Genomic DNA, 20,479 nt, shown 5'->3' with positions numbered 1-20,479 from the left:
CTCATCCTGTGTCTCTCGCTAGTCGGGATGCGCATGCTCGTCAGAGCACACGCAACGATGCGGCCGGATCCCGGCGGGGTGAGGGGGGGAAATGTCGCGCTGAATAGCCTAGGCGTGCAACGAAAAACACCTGCCCGGTCAGCGCGAACTCGGTTTGGAACCGGGCGCGCAGGTCCTCGTGCTGGATGACGATGCTGATCGGGTGCAGCACCAGGCCCGCGTTGGTGGCCCGCAGCCATACATCGGTGAGCATCTCCCCGGCGGTGAGCAGGTCGTCGTCGCCGGGGGTCGAATCCGGCAGGCTCAGCGCGACCACCGCCGGGGAACGTCGGACGACAGCGGCGAGCTGTCCGGCGAGAATCCGCGGGAACCCGGTCGCACTCAGCGCCCGCATGGTGACGGGGGCCAGCACGATGCGCCGCAGCAGCCTTTGCGGGCGCGAGAGCGGGCCGAACAGGTGCGTGTATGTGAAGCCGTCGCCGCGATCCTGTGCTTCGGTCTCGGTGCGGCGGATGAAGGAGTGTGTCTCCCGCCACGCCGCGGAGTGCGCGAAATCCCGGCCAGCGTGGCGAGCGACGAAGCGCACAAACCGGTTTCGATCGTTTTCAGACGTCAGATACCGGACATGAATTCGTTGCGTATCCTCCGTGTCGCAGCGGGCCAGCATGTCCAGAACGCCCGCCGGGACTGGCTTGTCCAGGTACGGCCCCCGATCGGTATGCCGCGCCTCGGCGAGATGCCGTAACTGCGTGAGGGATTCGGCCGTCTCGCCGGTGCGCTGGAGCCGAACCAGTCGCAGCGGACGCCAGTCGGCGGGGAGGCCGAACACGCCGAGGTCAGCGGCTGCCGAGGTCACGACAGCCCGCACCATCCAGCCCTGGGCGGCCAACGCCCGCTGCGCCAGTCGCCAGAACAGCCCGCAGCTGAGCTGCATTTCCGCGTGATGGGCGGGCAGTGCCTCGAGCTCACGGGCACGATCGGCTGCGAGGAGCAGGAACTCGTCACCGGCGTCGGAGTCGGCGCACAATGCCGCGGCGCGACGGCGGGCCAGGTCGCTGACGACCTGTGCCAAACCCCACGGCTGGCTGTTGTGCGAGGACGGTGACCGTGCCGCGATGTCCGCGGCCGTCGCCAGCGCCGCGCTGAACGAAAGTTCCGCCTGCCGAAGCGAACTCCGGATCGTCATGGTCATCTCCGTGCTCTACCAGATCAGGGCCAGGGAGTAGCCGGTGCGCTCGACCGCCCAGGCACGCTGCGGCCATCGGTCGGCGGCGGCCGCGATCCGCAAGTGCGGGCCTGCCGCCCAGTGGAATTCGCCGTCCGGGCGCCACCGGGTGAGCCGCACCTCGCGGGGATCCACGCGCAGGCCGAACCCGAAATACTTGAGTACCGCCTCCCGGCACGCCCACCGCAGCGGCGTCCCCATCGTGTCGAGCCGCGAGTGCCCGCCGCCGGTCTCCGCGGGGGTCGCGGTCCCAAGCCCGGCCACCAGCAGCGGCGAGAACACCCGGTTTCGCTCCAGGTCGATCCCGACCGGACCGGACATGCACGCCGCGATGGCGAGATCACCGGAGTGCGAGATGCTGATCCCGACAGCGGCGTCCACCACCGGCATACCCGCGCGGGGCCCGGCGCCGGTGGTCCGCACCACGATGTCATTGGTGGCGTCGAGGATGTCGAAGTGCCGCTGCCGGTACGCCTGGACGGCATGCTTGGCTGCCAGCCGTCCGGCCAGCCACTCGGCGCGCCGCTTGGGAGTCGGCAAGGCCGCCGCGTGGGCCGTCTCCGCGGCGGACATGTGCTGTGCCGTGGACGCCGAATTTATCGACACGACGGCAATAGTCGGCCCACCGGCCGCGTGTGAAATATGCAGCGGCCGCGCAGGGTCCAGTATGCAGTTCTCGCGTAGCGGCATTTCCGAAATCTCCAGTATGTGAATGGTGTCATTCTCGATGCGGCCGTTGACGATTCCGCTGACCGATTGCTGACGTATTGTGCCGGGTCACCGTAGGTAGGCTCGATCATCGTCAGGATTGCGGAAAGTATTGACCTGCTGTTGATTCCGTGGGTAGCTTGGCCGGAGTTCGTCCGAATCGATTATCAAGAACGACCCCGATTCCGCGAGTGTTCCGATTCGCCGAATACATATCGGGTCGTTACGTAGGGGCTGGCATGAAGACCTCGTCCATGGATACTGTCGTCGCCGCGCGCAACTGGGTCGATCTCGTCGCCACGCGAGCTCGGCAATTCGGTGATCGCACGGCATATATCTTCCTCGATGAGAACGGTCGGGAATCCGACGTTCTCACCTACCGCGAGCTGGATCGGCGCGCCCGGGCGATAGCGGGCCGATTGGCCACTCTGCTCGACCGCGGAGACCGTGCGCTACTGCTGTACCCGGCCGGACTGGACTATGTCACCGCGTTCTTCGGATGCCTCTACGCCGGCGTGATCGCCGTGCCGCTGTACGAGCCGACGCGCAACCGGGCCGAGCAGATCGACGCGGTCGCACGGGATTGCGCCGCCGCCGCCGTGCTGACCACGCACGACATCGTCCTGCATCCATTCGCGTACGGCACGCAGCACTCGTTCGCCGCCCTGCCGCGGGTCGCCACCGATGCGTTGCGGGGTATCGATGACCCGGAACCGGCGACGACGACAGTCGACGGCTCCACCGTCGCCTACCTGCAATACACCTCTGGCTCCACGGCCACGCCCAAGGGCGTGATCATCGACCACGCCATGGCGCTGCACCAGAGCGCGGACATGGCCCACTGCTGGCAGGTCGTGCAGGACGACACCATCGTGTCGTGGCTGCCACACTTCCATGACTTCGGACAGGTCACCGGGATCCTGCTGCCTGTTTACGCCGGGTGCAGCGCTGTACTCATGGCACCGTCCACCTTCGTCAAGAACCCGGTCCGCTGGCTCGACGCCATCACCGGCTACCGCGGAACCCATAGTGGCGCACCGAATTTTGCACTCGACCTGTGCGTGGACAAAACCACACCGCAGCAGCGCGCCGCACTGGACCTCAGCAGCTGGCGGGCGTTGAGCAATGGCGCCGAGACTGTGCGCAAGGCCTCGCTCGACCGCTTCGAGGCCACGTTCGCGCCGTGTGGGCTCAGCGCAACCGCGCTTACGCCCGGGTACGGCCTTGCCGAGGCCACCCTCAAAGTGACGTGCGCCGATGTGCGCGGCAGGCGCCTGGCGGTGCGATTCGATCGACAGGCACTCGGTCTCGGCAAGGCGGAACCGACCGCCGCCGCGGATGGCGTCGACTGTGTCGGCCTCGGCGTCACCGCCTTGTCCACCGAGCTCGCCATCGTCGACTCGGCAACCGCGTTTTCCCTGCCCGACGGCCGGGTCGGCGAGATCTGGGTTGCCGGGCCTGCCGTGTCGCCCGGCTACTGGCAGCGGCCGGAGGACACTGCACGGACCTTCGGCGCCCGGATCGAGGGCGACGACCGCGGCTGGCTGCGGACCGGCGATCTCGGGTTCGTGTACGCGGGCGAGATGTTCATCTGCGGTCGCGTGAAAAACATGATGATCGTCAACGGTGTCAACTACTACCTCGAAGACATCGAGGGCACGTTGGCCGACGGGCACGATGCACTGCGGGCGGGCAGTGTCCTGGCTTTCGGCATCGAGAGAGGCGGGCACGAGGGCTTGGTCCTCGTGGCTGAGTACCGGCCGGAAAGCGGGACCGAGCCGGCGCCGCTGGCCGGCGCGATGGTTGAGCTCGTCGCTCGGCGGCACGGCGTCCATCCGGCGGCGGTCGTCCTGATCGCCCACGGCACGATACCGCGCACTACCAGTGGAAAACTGCGCCGCCAGCAGTGCCGCAACGACTTTCAAGCCGGCCGACTATCCGAGATACACCGCTGGGAAGGCGTGACCACCACAATGACGGAAACCACCACTGAGCACAGTGTCCCTGATTCATCCGGCGTGCGGAGCATGAGCGAGCTGATGCGGCTCGGTTTGATCGAGCAGGTGCGGACCTGGATGGCGGACCGCCCAGGCGCCGACGGATCCGCCCTGGATCTGAGCCGATCGCTCATCGACCACGGCCTCGGCTCGATCGACCAGATCGATCTACACGAAAGCCTCGAGACCTGGGCGGGTAAGCGGTTCCCCGCGGAACTGATCTGGGATTCGAGAACCGTCGAGGACATGGTGGAAGCCATTGCCGACGCGTTGAGCCCCGCGACCGCGAGGATGTGAGATGCGACTTCGTTCTGTAGCGGCCGGTCTGCCGTCGCGCACGGTGACCAACGCGGATATCCTCCGGATGATCGCCGAACACAGCTCGGGCGGCTTCGATGGCAACCTCGACGACACGTTGCGCGCGATCGATTCCATGCTGCGTTACACCGGTTCGGACGAGCGGCGCTGGCTCGACGCCGGCGAGCGGCCGATCGAGTTGCTCCGAAACGCCACGAAAACCGCGCTGGATCAGGCGCAGGTGCGCGCCTCCGAGGTCGATCTGCTGATCTACACCGGTATCGGGCGCGGATTCATCGAACCCGGTGGTGCCTACCATTGCGCCACCGCTCTCGGGTTCGGCGAACCGGACTGCTTCGACATCATCGACGCCTGCATGAGCTGGACGCGCGCCGTGCAGGTGGTGGAATCGATGATGCGGACGGGGCGCTACCGCACCGCGGTGATCGTCAATGCGGAGTTCAGTCTACGGATGGGCGGGATGGTGTTCCCCCACCTGTTCACCTTGCCCAACCGGGAAGCGCTCACCTCGATCTTCCCGGCCTACACCCTCGGGGAGGCCGCGACGGCGACCGTACTGAGCGCGGAGGATGACCCGTGGGATTTCCGGTTCGTCTCCCGTCCGGATCTGGCACCGCTGTGCAATGTGACGTTGCCGGGCTATGAGGGCTTCTGCGAACCGTCGGACAAGCTGGCCGCCAACGGTGTCGGGTACTTCAGCTCGTTCGGGGCGGAGATGCACGAAGTCGGCGTGGCCGACACGCTGGATGTCTTCCAGCGTCTCGCGGTGAATCCCGAGAAGGTCTCCGCACTGTTCACCCATGCCTCCAGTAAGCGCCAGTGGCAGCTGATGGCCGGCAGCGTCGGGCTCGGCGAGGTGATCCATCACATCTTCCCCACGACCGGCAACATCGTGTCGGCGTCGGTGCCCGCCGCGATGGCCTCGGCGATCGCGGCCGGTGAACTGCGGCGAGGTGAGCGCGCGGTCGGTTGGGTCGGCAGTGCCGGAATGTCTTTCGGCGCTTTCTCTTTCGTCTATTGACGAGCATCGGAAACGGGGTAGTCACATGCTCACACATCTCGCCAAGGCCGTTGGCTGCGCGGCGCTCGGCGCTGCCGAGTACTCGATCGGTTCGATACGCCTGCGTAAGCAGGACAACCGGGAGGAGCGGCGTGCCCACGCGATCGTCGACTTTCTGTTGCGGATGGGGCCGATCTACATCAAGATCGGCCAGATCGCGGCGACCAGATCGGATCTGCTGCCCGAATCCTGGGTGAACAACCTACGTGTGTTGCAGGACAACACCCCGCACATGAGCGAGGACCGGACCCGGCGGGCCATTGAGCGTGAGATCGGCGCCCCATTGGCATCGAGGTTTCGGTCGTTCGACCTGGTGCCGATCGCCAGTGCCTCGGTCGCCCAGGTACACATCGCCGAACTGCTCGACGGCCGCAAGGTCGCGGTGAAGTTGGTCAAGGATTCGGTGCCCGCCCAGATCGAGAACAGCCTGCGGTCACTGAGCACCGCGGTGCGGGTGGCCCACGCCGTGGCGTGGCCGGTGCGGTACCTGGACCTGCCCACACGGTTCGACGAAGTCGCCAGGCTGCTGCGGCCACAGGCCGACATGACCCACGAAGCTACCCAGCAGCGGCGCATCCACGCCAACTTCGCGGCGCATCCATTCGTGAAAGTACCTGCGGTGCTGGACGAATTCGTCACCGAGCGGATGCTGGTGATGGAGTACATGGTGGGCATTCCGGGCAAGGACGCCGCCACGGTGGGGGTCCCCCCCGAGCGCCTCGCGCAGCGGCTGCAGGACGCGATCTACACGATGCTGTACATGCACGGCATCTGCCACGGGGATCCGCATCCGGGCAACGTCATGTTCACCACCGACGGTGAAGTGATCCTGGTGGACTACGGCGTCACCGCCGAGCTCAGCGAGGACGAGAAGTGGGGTCTGTCCTCATTCTACTACGCGTGCAGCCGCAAAGAATGGGGTATTGCCGTCGAGCGGTTCACTCGGCACTTTGTGCTCGCCGCGCCGACCCTGGCCGAGCGTCGCGGAGCCTACGACGCGGAAATGGTGCAGGTATTGCGCCAGCATTTTGACATCTCCTACAACAGGTGGTCGACTGTTGCCTACTTCAACGACGTCAATGCGGTGCTGCGCCGCTATGATGCGCGGTACACGACCACGTTCACCAAGGTGGAGTTGGTCTTCCTGTCGGGTGAAGGCTTCGCGACCCAGATCGACCCCGACATCGATATCTGGTCGAATGCACGCAAATTCACCGATCGCTACGCGCCGTACATGAGCGCCGAGGTGGAACAGCGGTTCGAAGCCGAATTCCAGGAGCAGATGCCCGCGTCGCTGGCCATGCGCGATCGCGCTCAAACGACGCTCGTTGCGCCGACGCACATCGACCGCTACTTCTTCCCCAGTAACTTTCCGGTGTTCGTCGAGGAAGCCGTCGGCGGCGGCGTGACCGATTGCGATGGAAACACTTTCATCGACCTGTCCGGCGGCTACGGGCCGCATTTGCTCGGGTATGCGCATCCGGCGATCAACGCCGCGATCGCGGGCGGTTTGGCCAAGGGGATGGTGAATGGGATCGGCAACACACCGGAGTTGGAGCTGGCCGAGAAGCTGGTCGCCGCCTTTCCAACCGCAGAGAAGGCAGTGCTGTGCAATTCAGGTACCGAATCGGTGCTGTTCGCCATTCGGATGGCGCGCGGATATCGGCGGCGGACCCGGGTGGCGAAGTTCGAGGGGCACTACCACGGCTTTTCCGACCAGGCGATGGTGAGTTCGTGGTTCCGGTTCTCCGGCACCAAGGACCGTCCCGAACCGGTGGCCGGCTCGCTCGGCACCGATCCGGCCGCGGTCGCGGGCACCATCGTGATGCAGTACGGCGATATCGCCGGTCTGGCCCGGCTGCGCGAACACGCCGACGAGCTGGCTTGCGTTGTCCTGGAACCCATGCCGACCTCGGTGGTCACACTGAACGTGGACTTCCTTCGCGAACTGCGCGGCCTGTGCACCGAACTCGATATCCCGTTGATCTTCGACGAGGTGGTTTCCGGTTTCCGGGTCGCTTACGGCGGCGCGCAGGTGCTCGCCGACGTGCCCCCCGATCTCACCTGCCTCGGCAAAGTGATCGGCGGCGGGCTGCCATGCGGGGCGGTGATCGGCAAGGGCTATCTGATCGATATGGCCAAGAGTTCGCAAGATCCGTTCTACGACTACGAGAACAAGGTATTCGCAGGTGGCACGCTGAGCGGCAATTCGCTCACCTGCACAGCGGGTCTCGCGGTGTTGGACCACCTCGACAGCCACCCGGAGATCTATCCCCGGCTCGAAGTCAATACCCAGCACCTCGCGCAGCTGATGCGAGAGGCGACGCAGTCTCGGGGGATCGCCTGCCGGATCAATGCCCAGCACTCGATCTTCTCGCTGAATTTCAGCCACCGCGCCGCAGGGCTGTATCGGGAACGGATGGCGGGCAGCAACTTCAAAGCTACGATCGCGCTGGCGTACTACATGCGCAAGCACTACGTCTACCTGCCCGAAATGCACAGCTTCTTGATCAGCGCCGCGCACGGTGTCGAGGACCTCGACCAGATCGCGCACGCCTTCGAGAAGAGCCTCGACGAAATGCTGGCCGACCAGCTGTTCGTCACCTAGGAGTGATGGGCGGACGGCAGCCTGCGGTGCCGTCGGACCCATCGCGAACCACTCACCGCGGTACTCCTTCCAACCCCGAGGAGGTACCGCGGTGAGTGCTGTGCGGGTCGGTCGGTGCGAAGGCGACCCGTTCCAGCAGTTCCAATGCCTCGGCGAGGGTCGCCATTTCGGTTGGGGTGAGCTGCTCGGCCAGGGCACGGGTGAGGAAGCTATCCGTGGCTGTGGTCCGTACCCCGCGCACCCAGCCGCGCCCTTCCTCGGTGAGCGCGAGCCGGATTCGGCGGGCGTCCATGCTGTCCCGCTTGTTGACGACCAGGCCGCGGTCCCGGAGACCATCGACGACATTGCGGATGGTCTGGGGTCTGAGTCGCTCGATCTGCGCCAGGTCCGCCGAGGACATCGGGCCGCCGCGCTCGAGGCGGCCGAGAACCGATATCTGGGTCAGCGTCAAACCCGCGAGCGCGCTGTCGTTGCGGGTGTGTCGCAGGATCAGACCGGAGACGATCCGCAGCCACGCCGCCAGCGCTGTCACGTCGATGTGCTGCTGCTCCCGGTCCGGGTCGTCCCGCTCGGCAATCGCTGCTCGCCGGTCCGATACAGCCTGCGGCCAGGCGGTTTCGGTGATCGGTGGGTAGGCCTGGCGGTAGCGGTGGATACGGGGGTGTCGATACGTCATTGCGTCCCTTCACGGCGGACATGTGGACCGCAAACCAGTCTCGATGACAGCGGCCGTCGAATTCTGTACCGAGTGCGACAAACTCTTACCCCGATGCGACACCGGGTACGCCGAGGGCGGCCGCACGGACGGCACCGGGGGTCCGGCCCCACCAGCGGTGACTGCACCGGGTGAATGCGGATTGACTCGACAGGCTGAGCAATCCGGCGATCTGGTTCAGCGACAGAGTGGTCCCGGTCAGATAGCGGTGCGCTACCCGCTTGCGCACGTCGTCGACGATGGCGGTCAGGCTGGTGCCCTCCCGTTCGAGCCTGCGCTGTAAGGTGCGCCGGTGCAGGTGCAGTGCGTCTGCCACCCTCTCGAGGTCGGGGGCCGTGCTGCCGAGCAGTCGCGAGACCACGGCGGCGACCTGTGGCCCCAGCTCGGTGCGTTCCTCCGGGAGCTGGCGGGCCAGCATGGCCAGCGCGAGTTCGCGCACCTGCCGGTCGCCGGTCCCGGCGACCGGCCAGGTCAGCACGGCGTGTGGGATGCGCAACAGGGCCGCGGGCCGACGATCCCGCACCGGCGCCTCGAAGAAGTTCTCGTACACCGACAGTGGCGCCGGCGCCGGATAGGGCAGCTCGACGCTGCGCAGTCCGTAACTGCGGCCTGCCAGCGTCGCGATGATGCGGTGCATGCAGCCCAGGCCGAAGTCGTTGGCCTGCCAGGTCCCGTGATCGTAGGTCGGCGGACCGTACCGGAGCGCGACAACGCCGGTGGCCTGATAGGGATCCGGGACGACGGTGATGCGCAGCGACCGGCTGTGCACGGAGAGGTATTGCGACGCAGCGTGCAGCGCGCCCGAGAGTGTCGAAGAGTTGTGCAGCGCCATCGCCAGGGCGCCGAGCATTCCGGTACCGGTGCGTTGGGCGAGGCGCAGTCCGATGTCCGGGCAACCCAGCTCCGTCGCCGCCAGCCGCAACGCTTCGGCTACCGCCAGTTCCGGTATCGGCAAGTCGTCTTCGTCCAATGCCCGAATCGGCAGCCCCGCCCGGGTGGCGTATCGCTCGGGATCACCTCCCAGTTCATTGATGATCGGGCGGAATGCTCGCAGTGACGCGGATCTGGCAACGGATATATCGGACATGCCGGATAGCGTATGTCGCGCAGGGCGAAGGATCGGTCGCGAAGGCGGGTGATTTCTCACAACGGTGTCCGATCCATATGCCAATGTTGCACAGCAAATGCAACTGCGCGGTGCCGCACCGCAATTCGCTGATAGCCTTCGCCAGGTGAATTTGAACCCGGCGCATATGCGGACATCTTTAGATCCCGCCTTTAGCCAGGTCGGCAATATCTTTGCGCTATCAAACGATGTGCTGCGCAAGACGTTCAAGCGGCCTTTTCAATTTAGGGAGTTCATCGAACAGTCGTGGTTCGTCGCGAGTGTTTCGATCCTGCCCAGTGCATTGGTTGCCATCCCGTTCGGCGCCGTCGTGGCATTGCAGACGGGATCGCTGATCAAACAACTTGGCGCCGAATCGTTTACCGGCGCGACCAGCGTGCTGGCCACCGTACAGCAGGCCGCGCCGGTGGTGACGGCGTTGATCATCGCCGGCGCCGCGGGTTCCGCCGTCGCCGCCGATCTCGGCTCCCGGACCATCCGCGAGGAGATCGACGCCATGGAGGTGCTCGGCATCGATCCCGTGCAGCGGCTCGTCGTCCCGCGAGTCCTCGCGATGATGCTGGTGGCGGCGCTGCTCAACGGCCTGGTCTCGGTGGTCGGCATCGCGGGCGGCTACTTCTACAATGTGCTCCTGCAAGGCGGCACACCCGGTGCGTACCTGGCCTCGTTCTCCGCGCTGGCCCAGCTGCCCGACCTGTGGGTCGGGGAAATCAAGGCGCTGCTGTTCGGATTCATCGCCGGCGTGATCGCCGCCTACAAGGGTCTGCATCCCGGACGCGGCCCGAAGGGTGTCGGCGAGGCGGTGAATCAGTCGGTGGTCATCACCTTCATGATTCTCTTCTTCGTGAATTTGATTGTGACGCTGGTGTATCTGCAGATCATTCCCGCCAAGGGGGCGTGATCGATGGCGACGAAGTACCGCCCTCCGCGTATTGCCAAGACGACCCGCCAACTCGGTGGAATCGTCCGTGCGCCATTGGATGTCATCGATCGCGCGGGCGAGCAGATGGTGTTCTACTCGCGCACCGTCGCCTGGATACCGCGCACGGTCGTGCACTATCGCAAGGAGGTCATGCGGCTGCTGGCCGAAGTGACCTTCGGGAGCGGCGCGCTCGCGGTGATCGGCGGCACCATCGGCGTCATCGTCTTCATGTCCGGCTCGGTCGGCGTGGTTGTCGGCCTGCAGGGCTTCAAGGCTCTCGACGCGCTCGGCAGCTCGACCTTGACCGGCTTCCTCACCGGCTACATCAATACTCGCGAGATCGCGCCTCTGGTTGCGGCGCTGGCGCTTTCGGCGACGGTGGGCTGCGGTTTCACGGCGCAACTGGGCGCCATGCGAATATCCGAGGAGATCGACGCGCTCGAAGTGATGGCGGTACCCGGTGTGCCGTTTCTGGTGTCCACCAGGGTGATTGCCGGTTTCGTCGCGGTGATCCCGCTCTACGTCGTCGGGCTGCTGGGCACCTTCGTCGCCTCTCGGCTGATCAGCATCTGGTTCAACGGGCAGTCCAGCGGGTCCTACGACCACTACTTCGGGCTGTTCCTCCCACCGCAGGACGTCCTCTATTCCTTCCTCAAGGTGCTGGTCTTCGCGTTCGTCATCATCCTGGTGCATTGCTACTACGGCTTCCACGCCACGGGCGGGCCGGCCGGGGTCGGCGTCGCGGTCGGCCGGGCGGTGCGCGCGGCCATCGTGCTGGTCAATGTGCTGGATCTGTTTCTCGGCCTGGCCCTGTGGGGCACGACAACCACCGTCCGGATCGCCGGATGAGCAGGGAGCTAGAGCATTGAATACGATGCGGAAGACGCGTGTCCGGATGGCGGGTATGGCGTTCTTCACGATGGCCGGTCTGTTCCTGTGGACCACCATCGCGATCTACAACAAGGACTTCGTCCGAACCGTGCAGGTCACGCTCGTCACTGACAGCGCAGGAAACGCCTTGGCCCGCCACGCGGATGTGAAGGTGCGCGGAGTCCCCGTGGGCGAGGTGCGGTCCAGTCGCAGCGACCGCGGCCAGGTAACACTGGACCTGGCGATCGACCCGGGCAAAGCCGGCCTGATCCCGGCGAACGCGACCGCCCGGCTGCTGCCGAAAACCCTGTTCGGGGAACGGTATGTGGCACTGGTCATCCCGGCCGATCCCAGCCCGGCGCGGCTGGCCTCGGGCATGACCCTGCACCAGGACCGCAGCGGCAATGCAATCGAGGTCGGCAAGCTGCTCGACGACCTGATGCCTTTGCTGGACGCCATTCCACCGCAAGATCTCGCCGCTGTTCTCGGCGCGCTCTCGCAGGCGCTGTCGGGTCAAGGTGAGGCGCTCGGTTCGACTGTGGACAAGCTGGACACCATTTTCGGCGACGTCAACGCGGTGATGCCGGAACTACAGCAGGGGTTGCAACGCTTCGCCACGGTGGCGGCAACCTACGCCGATGCCGCGCCGCATTTGGTCGAGGCGCTGAACAACTTCCGCACCACCAACGCGACCGTCATCGACCGGCGCACCGAGATCGAAAACCTGTACGCGACAGTGACACCGAGTTCGTCGAGGCTCGCCGACTTCCTGATCGCCAACCGCGACAACATCATCGACGTGGCCGCCGACTCGCGCCCTGCGATGGAGTTGCTGGCCAAGCACTCTCCGGCCTATGCCTGCACGCTGGCGAACTTCGCCCAGATCAAGCCGCGCATCGATGAAATCTTCGGCAAGGGGACGGACATGCCGGGTACCAGGGTGACGATCGAACTGGTCAACAACCGCGGCCGGTATTTGCCCAACCAGGACGAGCCGCGCTGGTTCGACCCCCGTGGCCCGTGGTGCCTGCCCGAGATGCCTCTCGGTATCGACCCGGGCCAGTACCCGAGCGGCCCCCCGAACGACGGCGGCTACCAGCCGCCCAGCCGTAACCCCGGCGACCAGACCAGCGGGCATCTGCCGGAGCCGCAGCTACGGGTGTTCCCCGCCGCGCAGCCACCGACACTGGCCGGATCACCCGGTGAACAGGATTCGCTCGGCGCGATCTACGGTGCGGCAGAAGCTGTTTCGCCAGAGTCCGTGCCCGGCTGGCTGACCAGGGCCGCCGCGCCCGCTTTCCGCGGCAGTGAGGTGAGTGTCCGATGAGCGGACGTCGGCGTGGCCTGGTCGGCCCCCTCGTCAAAATGGCCGCATTCGTGGTGGTGACGGTGTTCGTGACAACGATGCTGGCACTGTCGATCGCCAACTACTCCGGCGGCGGCACCGTGTTCAAAGCTCGGTTCACCGACGTGACCTCCCTCGCGCCCGGCGACGAGGTGCGTATCGCCGGAGTGCGGGTCGGCACGGTCACCGCGGTCGGGATCGTGGACCGGCGCGAGGCGGAGGTGGAATTCGAACTGCACGACCGGAATTGGCTGCCGGCATCCGTTACGGCCACCATTCGGTACCGAAACCTGGTCGGGCAGCGCTACATCGCGCTCGAGCAGGGCGCCGGCGAGCAGGGTCGCAAGCTGAATGCGGGTGCCACTCTCGGGTTGGACCGTACCCGGCCCGCGCTCAACCTGACCACATTGTTCAACGGGTTCCGGCCGCTGTTCCGCACGCTCACCGCGGAAGACGTGAACAAACTGTCCTACGAGATCATTCAGGTCTTTCAGGGCGAGCAGGGCACCATCCACGACCTGGTCGCCTCGACGGCGGCGCTGACCAACAAGATCGCCGACAAGGATGTGGTGATCGGAAACCTGGTGCGCGACCTCACCGCCGTGCTCACCACCGTCAACGACCACGACGACCAGTTCGACCAGCTGATCGTGAACACCGAGGCGCTGGTGAGCGGCCTGTCCGCCGAGCGCGACATGGTCGCACGGTCGGTGACCTCGATGGGCAATCTGGCCGCGGCCACCGCGGATCTGCTGGTTCCGGTGCGCCCGACCCTGCAGGGCTCGATCGCGGGTTTGAGTGAGCTGACCGCCACCCTCAACGAGCGTTCCGACGAGCTGAACACCGCACTGGCGAGCCTGCCAGTGAAGCTGGAAAAGCTCGGCCGCGTCGGCAGTTACGGCGGCTGGTTCCAGTTCTATCTGTGCGGCCTCGACATTCAGCTCGGCACCGGCGCCAAGGACGCACCGCAGCTCAACTTGCCCACCATGCCGACGATCAACCAGCCCTTGTACACCAACACGGCCACGCGCTGCCACGGAAAGGCCCGCTGATGGAATACCGGACATTGCACCGCGGCAAACGCAGTCCCGCCGCGCTGGGCCGCCTCGGCATTGCCCTGGTGCTGCTGGCCACGATCGGCGTCTTCTTCCTGGACCGGGTCCCGTTGCTCGGAGCGAGCACCAGCTATACTGCGGAGTTCACCGAAGCGGCCGGTCTGAAGACGGGCAATGAGGTCCGCATCGCCGGGGTGAAGGTCGGTCAGGTGTCCGATGTTCGCCTCGACGGTGACAAGGTGCTCGTCGAGTTCCGCACCTCCGGCGCCTGGATCGGCAACGAGACCACGGCCTCGATCCAGATCAAGACGGTGCTCGGCCAGAAGTATCTGGCCCTGGACCCGAAGGGGTCGGCGCCTGCCGATCCGGACTCGCCGATTCCACTGTCGCGCACCCTGTCTCCCTACGACGTGGTCGACGCGTTTACCGACGCTGCCGACAATATCGACCGGATCGACACCGCGCAGCTGGCCACCAGCATGCAGGTGCTCTCCGAGGCGTTCGCGACCACACCGGCCGAGATCCGCGGCTCCATCGACGGCATGGCCCGGCTCTCGGCAACAATCGCCACCCGAGACGAACAGCTGCGGAAGATGTTCGACGCCACCAGCGCCACCACGGCCGTGCTGGCCGAACGCAATGCCGAGTTCGAGCGGCTGCTCGGTTCCGGCGGGGCGTTACTCGCCGAGCTGAACATTCGCCAGCAGGCCATTCACCAATTGCTCACCGGCGCGGAGTCATTGGCCGCGGAATTGAGTGCGCTGGTGAAGGACAACAAGGACCAGATGGGTACCGCCCTGACCAATCTGCGCACCGCGATCGGAACGTTGAACGACAACCAGGCCAACATTGCCAAGACTCTCGAGCTCGCTGGCCCGTTCTACGGGCTCTTCGCCAACGTGATGGGCAACGGCCGCTGGTTCGAGGCCGTCATTGTGAATCTGGCCCCTCCTGGCCTGCCGGAGATTCCCGGTGTCCGGCCACCGATCCGCACCATCGGAGGTAACTGACGTGGCATTCAGGATTCGCTCCTTGCCCAGCATCGCGATCGCCGTGGTCGTGGCGTTGGTCGCGACCTTCGCCCTGTGGTGGGGATACGACCGGGTCACCAGCACCCGGATCGCCGCCTACTTCGAACGCACCGTCGGCATCTACGAGGGTTCGGATGTGCGGATCCTCGGTGTGCCGGTGGGTTCGGTGGAGTCGGTTGAGGCGATTGGCGACCAGGTGAAAGTAGTGCTGCGAGTGGAGCACCGCTTCGACGTGCCCGCCGACGCCAGGGCCGCACTGGTGACCCCCTCGGTGGTCTCGGATCGCTACATCCAGCTCAGCCCGGTCTACCGTGGCGGCCCGAAAATGGAAAGCGATGCGGTCATTCCACGCGAACGCACCGTCACTCCGGTGGAAGTCGACCAGCTCTACCAGAGCATCACCGAACTCTCCGATGCGCTCGGGCCCAACGGTGCCAATAAGGAAGGCGCGGTAAATCAGTTGGTCCGCACCGGCGCGGCGAATCTGGCGGGAAATGGCGAGGCGATGGCCGACTCCATCACCCAGCTCTCCCGCGCGGCGCGCACCCTGTCGGATTCGCGCGGCGACATCGTCGAGACGGTTCGCAACCTGCAGACCTTCGTGTCCATGCTGACCACCAACGATCAGCAGGTGCGCGAATTCAACACGCAGCTCGCGGATCTGGCGGGATTCCTGGCCGGCGAACGCGAGAATCTCGGTAACGCACTGAATCTGCTCTCGGTTGCCCTCGGTGATGTCGCCGGCTTCATCGCCGACAACCGAGACCTGGTCGCGGACAACGCGGATGCGCTGACCACACTCACCAGGACCCTCGCCGACCACCGCGACGACATCGCGGCGGCACTGCAGGTGCTCCCGGTGGCGATGAGCAATGTGATCGGCATGCACAACGGTGAAGCCGGCACCCTGGACATGCGGTCGAACTTCTTCGACCAGCTTCAGGACCCGTTCGGAACCGTCTGCAAGTTCATGGATTTGGGCAAGCTGATGCCGGGCAATCCGACCTTCGACGAGGTCAGCCGGCAACTGCGGCCGCTGCTGGACCATTGCTCGACCATCGCCGCCTCGCTGGCGGCCGCAGTGAAATCCCCGATGATCCTGCCGTTCGGCATTCTCAGCGCCGAGAACATGCAGCGCGACCCGGTGCCGGGGACCGTGCCCGGCACACCTTCCAACCAACTGCCACCCTCGGAACAGGGAGATCGATGATGAGCGGACTTCGCTGCACCGCACGCGGTTTCGGTGCTGCGGTGGTGATCGCGGCGACCGCCGCGCTGGTGAGTGCGTGCGCCTCCGACGGCATCTACAGCGTCGCACTGCCCGGCGGGGCCGATATCGGTGCGCGTCCGATGACGATCGACATCGAGTTCGATGATGTGCTCGACCTGGTGCCGCAGTCCGCGGTGAAGGTCGATGGCGTCCCGGTGGGCCGGGTCGAGGAGATCACCCTCGCGAGGGATATGTGGACCGCCAGTGTGCGGACCGTGGTGAACTCCTCGGTCGAGCTGCCGGTCAACGCGCGGGCCGAGGTGCGGCAGTCGAACCTGCTGGGGGAGAAGTACATTGAACTGTCCCGGCCCGGTGATGGCGAGGATCCGGCCCGGCTCACCGATGGTTCGGTGATCCCGGTCGCCAATACCCGCCACGCGACCGAGGTCGAGCAAGTGCTCGGAGCGATGTCGCTGCTGGTCAACGGCGGCGGCGTGGCGCAGTTGCAGCCCATCGTCAGCGAGCTGAACAAAACCCTCGGCGGGCGCGAGGACAAGGCCCGCTCCCTGCTGGAGCAGGCCACTACCCTCATCGAGGGCCTGAACACTCAGGTGAACGACATCACGGCGGCGATCGACGGCCTCGCCACCCTGAGCGGGCGGGTGAGTGCCCAGACCGAGCAGATCGGCGCCATCCTCGACGAACTGCCCGAGGGCATCAGGATTCTCGAGGAGCAGCGGCCCCAGCTGATGGCGCTGTTGACCCAGCTCGACCGGGTCGGGCAGGCCGGCTTCGACGTGCTGAACACCGCCAATGCCGATCTGATCAAGGATCTGACCGCGCTGCGGCCCGTCCTGCAGGAATTGGGCAAGGGCTCCGACGATCTGGTGACCGCGCTGCCGCTGATGCCCACCTATCCATTCCCGGATGCGGTGCTGGAGAGCACCTTCGGCGGTTCGGTCAACACCTGGCTCTCGGTCGATATGGAGATCGGCGTTCTGATGAACAATTTAGGTGTGGGTAAACCCGATCCGGTCTACACCCCCCCGCCGTTCGGGCCCTCGGTTCCCGTGAACCCGGACAACCCGTACTACAACGGCAACGGCCCGCGTCCGGGCTGGCCGACCATCACATTGCTGCCGACACTGCCCATACCGCACCTGCCGACGCTGCCGGGTGTGCTGACACCGATGCTGGAACAACAACTCGGGTTGACTCCCGCTCCTGCTGCGGAAGGTGGTCCGCGATGACCCATCTGGTTCGGTATCAGCTGATCGCCTTCGTGCTGATCGCCGTGATCGGTGTGAGCTATGTCGGTGCCACCTATGTCCGGCTCGACGAAATGTTCGGGCTCGGCGTCTATCACGTGCGGGTCGAGTCGGCGGAGACAGGCGGCCTTTACCAGGGCGCGGAGGTGACCTACCGTGGCGTCCCGGTGGGCCGGGTCGGTGAGCTCGAACTCACCGAGGCGGGTGTGACGATGCGGCTGGATATCAGCGCGGACGCGCCGAAGATCCCGGCATCGGCGACCGCGGTGGTCGCCAACCGCTCCGCCATCGGGGAGCAGTACCTCGATCTGCAGCCGGACAGTCCGAACGGGCCTTTCCTGCAGAATGATTCGGTGATCCGCGGTGCGGTGACACCGGTCGCGGTCGAGCAGCTGCTCGCCGGAGTGGACCACTTCACCAATTCGGTGGACCTGGCCGCGCTACACACCAGCATCACCGAACTCGGAAGAGCGTTCCACGGCAAGGGCGATGACCTGCAGGTTCTCGTCCAGTCGCTGAACAACATCACCGCCGACTTCCACACGTCCCTCCCGCAGACCATCAAGTTGATCCGCGACGGCCGGATCGCCTTGGGCACCCAGGCCGAACAGTCCGGTGCAATCCGCGAATTCAGTGATGGCCTCGACCAGCTCACCGCGCAATTGCGCGCGAGCGATCCGGATGTGCGTCGCATGATCGGCACCGGTACGGATGCGGGCGAGCAGATCGACGGACTGCTGGTCGAGAGCGGGGCCGCGATCACCCAAAATCTCGCCTCGTTGCGCACCATGCTGAAGGCGGTGTCGCCGAAATTTTATGCACTGCAACCGATTCTGATGATGATGCCGCCGATCTCCTTCGGTGGTTCGGCCGCTGCACCTGGTGACGGCACAACCCACTTCGGCTACGTCTTCGAGCTGAACTACCCGCCGGCCTGCTCGGTCGGATACGAGGGCACCCGGAAGATCCTGGCGGATATGAAGGCCGCGAATCCGGACTTCGACGACACTCGCGACGACTTCCCGTTCAACACCGAAGCGCAGTGCACGGTGCCCTTCGGTAACCCGACCGCGGTGCGCGGTGGTGCGCGCGCCGAATTCGCCGACCCGAGCATCCCGCAGCCGTGGGACGGCACTCCGAAGTCCGACCCGGACAAGCTCGATGTGAGCCCGATCGCCATCCAGGTGGCGACCCTGCTCGGGGTCACGCCCAAGCGGTGACCGACAACAATGATGTGAGGTACATATGGTGAGTGAGTCGAGCGAATCTCCGGAAGTGGCGGCCCCTGTCGCCCACCCGGCGACCGCGGTCACCGCGGTCGCGGTCGGGGCGCTGGTCGTGGCGCTGATCGGGGCACTCTGGTTCGGTGGGGGCTGGGTGCGCGCGGCCTACTTCACCGACGGCCCGCGCGCCGAAGCCCGTGACGCCGCACTTACCGCCGCGTCCCAGGCCGCTATCAACATGACCACGGTCAAGGTCGAGGACATTACCGGTTCCCTGGCCCTGGCCCGATCCTCGATGACTGGCGCGATCCTGGATTCGGCGAACCAGAACCGACAGAAGTCGGAGGAGATGGCACAGCAGGCCGCCGTCGGTATGCAGTCGCAGGTTCTGAACGCCGCGCTCATCTCGCTGAACAGTGAACTGGACAAGGCCGCGGCACTGGTGGTGCTGAAGGTGACCGAGGTCAAGCAGGACAAGTCGGCGTCGAACTACCGCTACTCCTGGAGTCTGGACATGACCAAAGAGGGGGATGTCTGGAAGACAGAACGGGTGGCATCGCTAACCCAGCCGGTGCTGCTGGACAACCCTGCCGCCACCGCCGCCGGGCCGCCGGTACCGACACCGGCCGCTCCCGCCCCGCGGCCCGGATCGTAGGAGAATTCTGATGACAAACCGTCGACCGGTCAACCGGGCCACCACCAGGCGCCAGCCCGTGGAAGCGGAAGTCATGACGCCGGAGCCTGCCGACTCGGGCGAGGACGTGGCGGTCAGCTCGGCACCCGCCGAAGACTCGGCGAAGGAATCCACTCCGACGTCCCGTGGCCGGTTCACCTTTCCCCGCCTCGCTCCCGGCCGGACCGGCTCGTGGCGTCAGGTCGCGGCCGCTGCCGCGGGCGCGTTGGTGCTCGGTGGATTCGCTGTGTTCGCGGCCGCGCATCCCGGCGTGAACGACGCCAACACGGCGCTGATCGACTCGGCGTCCACCGAGGAAGTGAAGGCCGCGGGCGTGCACGCCTTGCGCACCATCTACGGGTATGACGCGAAGACCATCGATGGCTACGACGCCGCGGTGCGCGGAGTGGTCACCGGCCAGATGCTGACCGATCTGAACAAATTCTCGGCCACCACCGTCGACGCCATCAGGCAGGCGCAGACGAGTGTGCAGGCCGCCGCCGACCCCGTCGGGGTAGCCATGCTCACCGCCGACCACGCCGAACTGCTGGTCAATCTCACAGTCGCCGCCACCAAGGACGGGGTTGCCCAGCAGAGTGTCTCTGGGACTGTTGTGCTGCGCATGCGGAAGGTGAACGGCGCCTGGCTGGCGGGCGAGATACTCGACCGGTAAGGCGCGTGTGGAGTTGCGAAGGTGGCTGGAGGTTCGCCCGACGCGGTGGCTCCTCACATCGTGCCGCTGCTCGCGGTGTGAATCATCCAAAGCACCGGGCATATCCCGCACCCGCCGACGGGTGAGAATTTAGCGTCTGAGTTGCGGCCGGTGCCCTGATTCCGTCGATCGGATCGGGCAATTGACACAGCTGTCGAAGGAATGCAACGCAATGGCGCGCTACACGGATACCGCGATCTCCAACGGTGTGGATGACACTCTGAATTGCCGGGTGACTGTCTATTTCTATCGGCCGGATCCCCAGCCGATGATGATTCTCGAATATCTTGCGACGTGGCCGGAGGCGACCGAGTTCGCCGCGGCGGCTCGGCAATTCGGATTGCTGGTAACTTTTGACGGCGATATGCGACCAGGACTGCGGCAGCTGCCCTGCCGCAGTCTCTGGCATTGAA

Annotated in this window: 18 protein-coding genes; 14 read left to right on the top strand and 4 right to left on the bottom strand. The window is 65.6% G+C overall.

Annotated elements, in window-relative coordinates:
* Window positions 1–40: 40 nt before the first annotated feature.
* Complete coding sequence (locus tag OHA40_RS00815; RefSeq protein ID WP_330231142.1) at window positions 41–1,186, bottom strand: hypothetical protein; 1,146 nt, start codon at window positions 1,184–1,186, stop codon at window positions 41–43.
* A 15-nt stretch (window positions 1,187–1,201) separates the two neighbouring features.
* Window positions 1,202–1,831 (bottom strand): 4'-phosphopantetheinyl transferase family protein, encoded by a 630-nt coding sequence (locus OHA40_RS00810; protein ID WP_330231141.1) that lies wholly within the window; start codon window positions 1,829–1,831, stop codon window positions 1,202–1,204.
* Window positions 1,832–2,172: 341 nt separating this feature from the next.
* Here OHA40_RS00810 and OHA40_RS00805 point away from each other — a divergent pair, with 341 nt between their 5' ends.
* From OHA40_RS00805 to OHA40_RS00795, 3 genes are read left to right on the top strand one after another with little or no spacing between them, the layout of a single operon-like run.
* Window positions 2,173–4,227, top strand: coding sequence for an AMP-binding protein (locus OHA40_RS00805; RefSeq protein WP_330231140.1), 2,055 nt, complete (start codon window positions 2,173–2,175; stop codon window positions 4,225–4,227).
* A 1-nt stretch (window position 4,228) separates the two neighbouring features.
* Window positions 4,229–5,269 carry a 3-oxoacyl-[acyl-carrier-protein] synthase III C-terminal domain-containing protein gene (locus tag OHA40_RS00800; RefSeq protein ID WP_330231139.1) on the top strand — a complete coding sequence of 347 codons (1,041 nt, stop codon included), beginning with the start codon at window positions 4,229–4,231 and terminating at the stop codon, window positions 5,267–5,269.
* 25 nt (window positions 5,270–5,294) lie between these two features.
* Window positions 5,295–7,916, top strand: a complete 2,622-nt coding sequence (locus tag OHA40_RS00795; protein ID WP_330231138.1) for an aminotransferase class III-fold pyridoxal phosphate-dependent enzyme — start codon at window positions 5,295–5,297, stop codon at window positions 7,914–7,916.
* A 52-nt stretch (window positions 7,917–7,968) separates the two neighbouring features.
* Here the strand turns inward: OHA40_RS00795 and OHA40_RS00790 are convergent, their stop codons facing one another.
* Both OHA40_RS00790 and OHA40_RS00785 read right to left on the bottom strand, forming a co-directional pair.
* Window positions 7,969–8,592, bottom strand: a complete 624-nt coding sequence (locus OHA40_RS00790; protein WP_330231137.1) for a MarR family winged helix-turn-helix transcriptional regulator — start codon at window positions 8,590–8,592, stop codon at window positions 7,969–7,971.
* 85 nt (window positions 8,593–8,677) lie between these two features.
* Window positions 8,678–9,718: an AraC family transcriptional regulator gene (locus OHA40_RS00785; protein WP_330231136.1), complete on the bottom strand. Its 1,041-nt coding sequence runs from the start codon at window positions 9,716–9,718 to the stop codon at window positions 8,678–8,680.
* 166 nt (window positions 9,719–9,884) lie between these two features.
* Between OHA40_RS00785 and OHA40_RS00780 the strand changes: the two genes are divergently transcribed.
* The 11 genes from OHA40_RS00780 to OHA40_RS00730 all read left to right on the top strand — a co-directional run bounded on the left by OHA40_RS00780 (window position 9,885) and on the right by OHA40_RS00730 (window position 20,478).
* Window positions 9,885–10,658, top strand: coding sequence for an MlaE family ABC transporter permease (locus tag OHA40_RS00780; protein WP_330234485.1), 774 nt, complete (start codon window positions 9,885–9,887; stop codon window positions 10,656–10,658).
* Between the two features lie 105 nt (window positions 10,659–10,763).
* A complete protein-coding gene (locus OHA40_RS00775; RefSeq protein ID WP_442944094.1) occupies window positions 10,764–11,528 on the top strand; it encodes an ABC transporter permease in 765 nt (254 codons plus the stop codon).
* Window positions 11,529–11,553: 25 nt separating this feature from the next.
* Window positions 11,554–12,876 carry an MCE family protein gene (locus tag OHA40_RS00770; protein ID WP_330231134.1) on the top strand — a complete coding sequence of 441 codons (1,323 nt, stop codon included), beginning with the start codon at window positions 11,554–11,556 and terminating at the stop codon, window positions 12,874–12,876.
* The gene (locus OHA40_RS00765; RefSeq protein ID WP_330231133.1) at window positions 12,873–13,946 is read left to right on the top strand and encodes an MCE family protein; all 1,074 of its coding nucleotides are present in this window, start codon (window positions 12,873–12,875) and stop codon (window positions 13,944–13,946) included. The genes OHA40_RS00770 and OHA40_RS00765 overlap by 4 nt, the downstream gene beginning before the upstream one ends.
* The gene (locus OHA40_RS00760) at window positions 13,946–14,959 is read left to right on the top strand and encodes an MCE family protein (RefSeq protein ID WP_330231132.1); all 1,014 of its coding nucleotides are present in this window, start codon (window positions 13,946–13,948) and stop codon (window positions 14,957–14,959) included. Before OHA40_RS00765 ends, OHA40_RS00760 begins: the two co-directional genes overlap by 1 nt.
* 1 nt (window position 14,960) lies before the next feature.
* Window positions 14,961–16,190, top strand: coding sequence for an MCE family protein (locus OHA40_RS00755; protein WP_330231131.1), 1,230 nt, complete (start codon window positions 14,961–14,963; stop codon window positions 16,188–16,190).
* Window positions 16,190–17,440 (top strand): MCE family protein, encoded by a 1,251-nt coding sequence (locus OHA40_RS00750; protein ID WP_442944093.1) that lies wholly within the window; start codon window positions 16,190–16,192, stop codon window positions 17,438–17,440. Before OHA40_RS00755 ends, OHA40_RS00750 begins: the two co-directional genes overlap by 1 nt.
* Complete coding sequence (locus OHA40_RS00745; protein WP_330231129.1) at window positions 17,437–18,678, top strand: MlaD family protein; 1,242 nt, start codon at window positions 17,437–17,439, stop codon at window positions 18,676–18,678. The genes OHA40_RS00750 and OHA40_RS00745 overlap by 4 nt, the downstream gene beginning before the upstream one ends.
* A 55-nt stretch (window positions 18,679–18,733) precedes the next feature.
* Entirely contained in the window at window positions 18,734–19,336 is a 603-nt protein-coding gene (locus OHA40_RS00740; protein ID WP_330231128.1) for a hypothetical protein, read from the top strand.
* Between the two features lie 10 nt (window positions 19,337–19,346).
* A complete protein-coding gene (locus OHA40_RS00735; protein WP_330231127.1) occupies window positions 19,347–20,027 on the top strand; it encodes a hypothetical protein in 681 nt (226 codons plus the stop codon).
* Window positions 20,028–20,238: 211 nt separating this feature from the next.
* Window positions 20,239–20,478: a hypothetical protein gene (locus OHA40_RS00730; protein WP_330231126.1), complete on the top strand. Its 240-nt coding sequence runs from the start codon at window positions 20,239–20,241 to the stop codon at window positions 20,476–20,478.
* Window position 20,479: the final 1 nt, after the last annotated feature.

This window comes from Nocardia sp. NBC_00508, assembly GCF_036346875.1.
Taxonomy (GTDB): domain Bacteria; phylum Actinomycetota; class Actinomycetes; order Mycobacteriales; family Mycobacteriaceae; genus Nocardia.
The sequence above is the reverse complement of the archived record's forward strand: the minus strand, read 5'-3'. Positions and strand labels throughout refer to the sequence as shown.